Here is a 6021-nt window from a genome sequence, read left to right as displayed (position 1 = left end):
CCAATTGGCGACCGGCCCACCGGGGGCCCTATCGGGCGGGGTGCGGCCGCGCGGGCTGCTGCTGCGGCTGCCGTCCGTCGCGCTGGTGCGGCTCCGGCCGGATCGGCAGGGGCGGGCGGGTGTCGCTCATCGGCCCGAACCTCCGCTGCTGCGGCGGTTGGCCTCGGCGAGCTTGCGCGACAGTTCCTCGCGTTCGGCGTCGGTCATCCGGCCACCGCCAGCTGGCAGGTGCAGCGGACGGTGGTGGACTCGCCGTTGCGGCGGATCACGACGGTGTCGAACCCGTTGCAGTCGGCGCACGGGGCGCTGAACGCCGGGCCCTTCTTGCCGACCAGCACGAGGCGGGGGCGGCTCGCGGGGGCCGGGATGGAGATGCCGGTGGTCCGGCTGGCAGACTTCTGCACGGAGATCCCTCTCTCTGCGAATAGGGGTGTCCCAGCTCGGAAGGCGCGTCTACGCCGTTCCGGGCGGAGAGGGTCGGGGCGGGAACCCCGGCCCTCTCGTTCGTTCTGGTTCCACCGTAGGGCCTTTTTTCCTAGGTTGCAAGGAACCTAGGAAAAATAGTTGCTAGGAACCTAGGGACCTGCTTTCATAGATCCATAGCCGCACAGTGGGATCATCCCTCCACCCGCAGTACACGGAGAGGTGGCGACCACATGACCGAAGACCCCAAGCCCAAGCGCAGGGGCCGACCCAAGAAGGAGGAAGTCGTTCGGATGCGACCCCTCAACGTGGAAGTGCCGGAAGACCTTCAGCTGCACCGCCGGGGCACGCTCTGCAAGCTCGACACCGGAATGAGCTTGAAGGAACAGGTGGCGGCCGCGTACGACGAGTGGCTGAGCCGGAAGGGCTACGCCAAGCCCACGGACGAGAGCTGAGAGAAGGAACCCCGGTGGTGAGGACACACCACCAGGGCCCAGGACGCTGAGATTTGGAGACCTACATGCGTCACCACCAGGGTACGGCCGCTGATCCCCCGGGATCGGCCACCGAGCCTGAAGAGAAGAAGGGCATTCCGGAACTGACCCGGGTCCACTACTGGCTGATCGGGATCGTCGCCCTCGGGGCGGTCGTCATCGCCTCCATCGGGTTCGCCGGCTCGTACAACGCCGTGCGCAAGCTCGCGGTGGAGAAGGGGTTCGGCACCTTCGCGTACTGGTTCCCGATCGGCATCGACGCGGGCATTGTCGTGCTCCTCGGCCTCGACCTCCTGCTGACGTGGCTCCGCATCCCGTTCCCGCTCCTGCGCCAGACGGCGTGGCTCCTGACGGGCGCCACGATCGCCTTCAACGCGGCGGCCGCCTGGCCGGACCCGCTCGGCGTGGGGATGCACGCGGTGATCCCGGTCCTGTTCGTCGTCTCCGTGGAAGCCGCGCGGCACGCGGTCGGCCGGATCGCGGACATCACCGCCGACAAGCACATGGAAGGCGTCCGCATCACCCGGTGGCTGCTCTCGCCCGTGCCCACCTTCCGGCTGTGGCGCCGGATGAAGCTCTGGGAGGTCCGGAGCTACGAGAAGGCCGTGAGCCTGGAACAGGCCCGGCTCATCTACCAGTCCCGTCTGCAGGCCCGGTTCGGCCGTGGCTGGCGTCGTAAGGCCCCGGTGGAGGCTCTGATGCCGCTCCGGCTGGCGAAGTACGGCGTGCCCATCTTCGAGACGGCGGCGGCGGGCCTGGCGGCCGCGGGCATCCCGCTGCCTGCGGAGCTGGAACGCCTCGACCACAAGGCGGTCGACGGCGACGTGCGCGAGCAACTGCCCGCCCCCACCCCCGGACGGGAGCTGGAACGCGGGGAGGTCGACACCGACCAGCACGACGGCCAGGACGAGGCGGACGAGGTGGAGCGGCAGGAGACGGCCGCCGGCCACCCGGAGCCGTACGCCGCACCGGTCCCGCAGCAAGCGGCCCCCGCGCCGTACGAGGCGTTCGGGCCCGAACCGGCGGCCGCGTACAGCGGCGGGTACGAGCCGCAGGGGCAGCTGGCGGCCGCGAACGGCCCGTGGGCGGCTCGCAACGACGGACGGCCCGCGATGGTGCAGGCCCGGATCGACGGGGCCGACTGGCTGCAGAAGCCCCCGGAGCCGGAGCCGTTCGCCTCGGAGCCGGACGAGGTGGTCCAGTCGCCAATTGGCGACTACGCCGAGCCTGTTCCAGCGCCTGAGCCGGAGCCGGTGCCGGAGGTTGTCGACGAGGCCGTGGACGAGGGCCTGGACGAGGACGAGGACGGCGCGGACGAGGGTCCGGAGCCTGAGCCGGACCTGACGGGCGTGGAACTGCTGGAGTACCGCTACGTGCGGCTTCCTGCGGAACAGCGCTACCCGAACCAGTCCGCCAGCTCCCTGGCCAGGTCTCTTTCCCCTGGGACGGGGTTCACGGAAGGCACGGCCCGGAAGTACCTGAAGCCCATCATCGACAAGCACAGCTGAGAAAACCCGGGGCTGAATGTCAGTCCTGGCTCGTACGGTGATCGTGAGGTCACCGGACACTAGGCGCCCCCGGGAGGCGCTGGTACCGCCCAACCCGGGGACTTCGCGACAGAGGAGAGTGCTCGTGTCACGCAAGGAAGAGAATCCCACACCCCCCACCACCGACCTGCCGGGCGGGATGATGCCGCACTGGCTGCACCGCATCATCGACGCTCACAAGCCCTCCGCGCTCGGCAAGTCCCGCCAGGGCACCGCGTACGCGGCGGCCGGACTGCCCGCCGTGGCGCTCGCGGCCGGTGCCGAGAACGGCGGTCTCCCGGAGCCGTCCGTGGGCGGGGCCCTCGAACTCATCAACACCGTGGGCTCGAACTGGCCCCTCGGCGGCTGGCCCGGGTTCGGCCTCACGGTCGTGGCCGGCGGCGGCCTCGGGTACCTCCACCTGAAGCAGAAGTGGGACCTGGGCAAGTCCGGTCCCACCACGAACGGGAAGGACGCGGCCCGGGTCGGGTTCGCCAACCCGAAGGAACTCAAGAAGTGGCTGTCCCAGGAAGGGCTCCGGGCCCGCGCGGACACCCTCCGCCCTTCCCTGGAAGGGGCGAAGCGGCGTTCCATCAGCCCTCACGAGGTCGGGCTGCACCTCGGCACGGATCTGCTCTACAAGAAGGGGCTGTTCGTCGCCTGCGAGGACATCGTGCTGATGTACGCCCCGCCGCGTACCGGCAAGTCCGCGCAGTACGGCAACGCCATCATCGACGCGGCGGGCGCCTGCGTGGTGACCTCGACCCGCGGTGACCTCTACGACCACACCCACCAGCTGCGGCGCGAGCACAACCGGCCCGTGTGGGTCTTCAACGCGGGCGTGAGCGGGGTGGAGAACACCCTGCGCTGGAACCTGGTGGAGGGCTGCCAGGACCCGGTGGTGGCCCTGCGTCGCGCCGGGTACCTGCTCGCGGCCTCAGCCAGCGGGGAGGCCATGGAGAACGCCTCCTTCTGGGAGGGCCACTCCTTCATGGTGCTGTCCTGCTACCTGATGGCGGCGGGCCTGAAGGGCTACGACCTGACGCGCGTCCGGGCCTGGGTGACCGACTCGACCGAGCGTGAGCCCCTGGAGATCCTGGAGAACTACCCGGAGCTGGTCCCCGCCGGCTGGGCGCGCGGCCTGTCGCAGATGCGGAACGCGCCGGAGAAGACGAGGGACAGCGTGTACCTGACGCTGATCCGCTCGTTCGAGTTCATGTCGCTCCCCCAGGTCATGGACATCGTGTCCCCTCGGCCCGGCCAGCAGAAGTTCGACGTGGCGGACTTCCTCCGCTCGCGCGGCACCCTGTACCTGATGGGCCGTGACCAGCAGTACGGCAGCGTCGCCCCGCTGTTCACCGCCCTGGTGGGCGAGATCTACGAGGCGGCGTACCTGGAGGCGGACAACAGCCCCGGCGGCCGCGTGGACCCGTACGTGCGGTTCGTCCTGGACGAGGCGGCCGTGATCTGCCCGCTTCCCCTGCACAAGTGGTCGGCGGACGCGGGCGGCCGGAACATTCAGCTCCTGGTCAGCGTCCAGTCCCCGTCCCAGCTGAGGGAGCGGTGGGGCCACAACGGAGCGCAGACCATCATGAACAACTCCGTCCGGATCGCCCTCGGTGGCCTGTCCATCCCGCAGGATCTGGAAGAACTGTCCCTCCTCTGCGGGGAGAAGGACGAGGAAGTGGCCTCCTCGTCCGCCACGGACGAGGACAAGAAGTCCCGGAACGTCTCGGTGCGACGGGTCCGGATCATGCCGCAGGACGCCATCCGGCAGATGAAGGAAGGCACGGGCCTGGTGTTCTACCGACACCTGCCGCCGATCCGGTACGCGTTCACCCCGGTGTGGCAGCGGAAGGACGTCAAGGAACTGATGAAGCAGACAAAGGCACAGGCCAAGCTGGAGGCCAAGCTGAAGAAGAAGGGGGTGCAGGTCGCCGGGCCCGTCCTCCCGCCGCAGATGCCCGCCACGGCTCCGGTGGTCCCGCAGCAGCAGCCCGCCGCGTACCCGGGGACGATCCCCGGGCAGGCGCCGGCCGCTGAGCAGAACGTTTGGGGGCAGACCGGATGATCGACCAGCCCAAGGAGACGAAAGCTGTCTGGGAGCGGACCCGCGAACTGGGTCGGCAGCTGGACGAGGTGAACGGCCGCCTCGAAACGCTGGAGGGGCAGAACCTCGGGGACCGCATCCAGGAACTGTCCCTGGTCGTCAAGAAGCTGGCGGACAAGCCCAAGAGCGATGCCCCGGCGGTCTGGAACTGGAGCACCTTCAACCCGCAGCAGCAGGCGAACGCCTGGGACGTGCTCATGCAGTGGGTGGAAGGCACGTTCCGGGTCCGCTGGCCCCGCTCCTACAAGGAGATGCTGGGGTACACGGAGCGGAACTCCTCGTGCTGGTGGCAGCACCCCGACATGGTGGAAAGCCTCACCAGCCTGATGTGGAGCCACCACTGGGCCTTCCTCGACAAGGAAGCGTCCCCGCTGCGGGTCGCTGAGTGGCTGGGCCGCTGGCTCCCCGACGCCGTGCGCCAGGGCAAGTTCATCCTGGAGGAGTGCAAGAACGACTTCTCCCGCGACGGGGGCAACGGCCACAAGCACGACCCGTTCGAGAACAAGAAGATCAGCGACGACCACAGGCAGCTTGGGCAGTACCTGCACATGCTGCGGACGGGCGAAGTGCCCAGCTGATCCGCCCCGCCCAACGACAGAGGCCCGGACCGATGGTCCGGGCCTCTTCGCGTGCCGTACGTCATCCTGCGGGCGGCACGGGGCGTTCCTCGTCCGGCCAGAAGCTCCACCCCACCGTGTACTGGACCCCGGCGGCATAGTCCCGGTCGACGTCGGGCCAGTCGTTGCCCTCGATCCGGTCCCGGGCGTGGGTGCGTTCCAGCCCCACCTGGCGGTTGGTGTACGGGTACTCGTACCACTCCTGGCTGATCGGGGCGGCCTGCAGCTCGCCCAACAGCCACGCCGCGGTGGCCCACACTCCGTGGGCGGCCGCCTTCGCCTGCCGCACCTCGACCTCGACGTGCACCCGGGCGTCGTCGCCGGCGTGGAACTGACGGGCGGCGTCGTCCCGGACCGATTCCAGTTCCTGCCGCGTGCGGCGCACCCCTGCCGGGAGTCCCGGCGTGCCGGGCGCCTTCGCTGGAACGGGCGTGGGGCCGTACTCGTGGCCAGGCCACTGGGGTGTCGTCCCGGGCGCCGGCTGCGGGCGCTCGGGCGTCCGCAGTACGTCACCGATCGACTGGTGGAGGCGCCGGGGGCCGTGCCCGCCGTGCTCGCTGCTGCTGGCCATGGAACGAAGGTAGCCGCGGGGACTGACACGGTGCCAGAGGTTCCGCCCTCACGGCCGCGCCGTACGTCCGGGCTGAGCGGGGTGGTTCCCTCGTTGGGCGGCAGGCGAAGCCCTACCGCGCCGTTCGTCGGCTGTCCAGGATCGGGCTTGCCCGACCGCGAAGCGGCGCCGTAGGCGTCCTGGATGGCCGGCGGGCGGTGTGGTGCCCTCTGGGTGCCGTCCGACGAGGGGGCCGCACCGCGACCCACCACCATCTCCACCACCCACAACCCGCACCCAC

Annotated in this window: 6 protein-coding genes; 4 read left to right on the top strand and 2 right to left on the bottom strand. The window is 69.9% G+C overall.

Annotation, left to right across the window (positions count from 1 at the left end):
- Positions 1–203 precede the first annotated feature (203 nt).
- Complete coding sequence (locus BHU15_RS12590) at positions 204–404, bottom strand: hypothetical protein (protein WP_030902841.1); 201 nt, start codon at positions 402–404, stop codon at positions 204–206.
- A gap of 252 nt (positions 405–656) precedes the next feature.
- On the opposite strand from BHU15_RS12590, the gene BHU15_RS39735 reads away from it, so the two are divergent.
- The 4 genes from BHU15_RS39735 to BHU15_RS12575 all read left to right on the top strand — a co-directional run bounded on the left by BHU15_RS39735 (position 657) and on the right by BHU15_RS12575 (position 5131).
- On the top strand, positions 657–878 hold the full coding sequence (locus tag BHU15_RS39735; RefSeq protein WP_141726814.1) for a hypothetical protein: 222 nt from the start codon (positions 657–659) through the stop codon (positions 876–878).
- A gap of 65 nt (positions 879–943) precedes the next feature.
- Positions 944–2425 (top strand): DUF2637 domain-containing protein, encoded by a 1482-nt coding sequence (locus tag BHU15_RS41255; protein ID WP_255293094.1) that lies wholly within the window; start codon positions 944–946, stop codon positions 2423–2425.
- A gap of 124 nt (positions 2426–2549) precedes the next feature.
- On the top strand, positions 2550–4514 hold the full coding sequence (locus BHU15_RS12580) for a type IV secretory system conjugative DNA transfer family protein (RefSeq protein WP_030902847.1): 1965 nt from the start codon (positions 2550–2552) through the stop codon (positions 4512–4514).
- On the top strand, positions 4511–5131 hold the full coding sequence (locus tag BHU15_RS12575) for a hypothetical protein (protein WP_030902850.1): 621 nt from the start codon (positions 4511–4513) through the stop codon (positions 5129–5131). The genes BHU15_RS12580 and BHU15_RS12575 overlap by 4 nt, the downstream gene beginning before the upstream one ends.
- 61 nt (positions 5132–5192) lie before the next feature.
- On the opposite strand, the gene BHU15_RS12570 is transcribed toward BHU15_RS12575, so the two are convergent.
- Positions 5193–5741, bottom strand: a complete 549-nt coding sequence (locus BHU15_RS12570) for a hypothetical protein (protein WP_141726813.1) — start codon at positions 5739–5741, stop codon at positions 5193–5195.
- Positions 5742–6021 lie beyond the last annotated feature (280 nt).

The sequence above is a fragment of the Streptomyces niveus genome (genome assembly GCF_001723055.1).
Classification (GTDB): domain Bacteria; phylum Actinomycetota; class Actinomycetes; order Streptomycetales; family Streptomycetaceae; genus Streptomyces; species Streptomyces niveus.
Note: the sequence above shows the minus strand (reverse complement) of the source record. Positions and strands in the feature narration are given on the sequence as shown.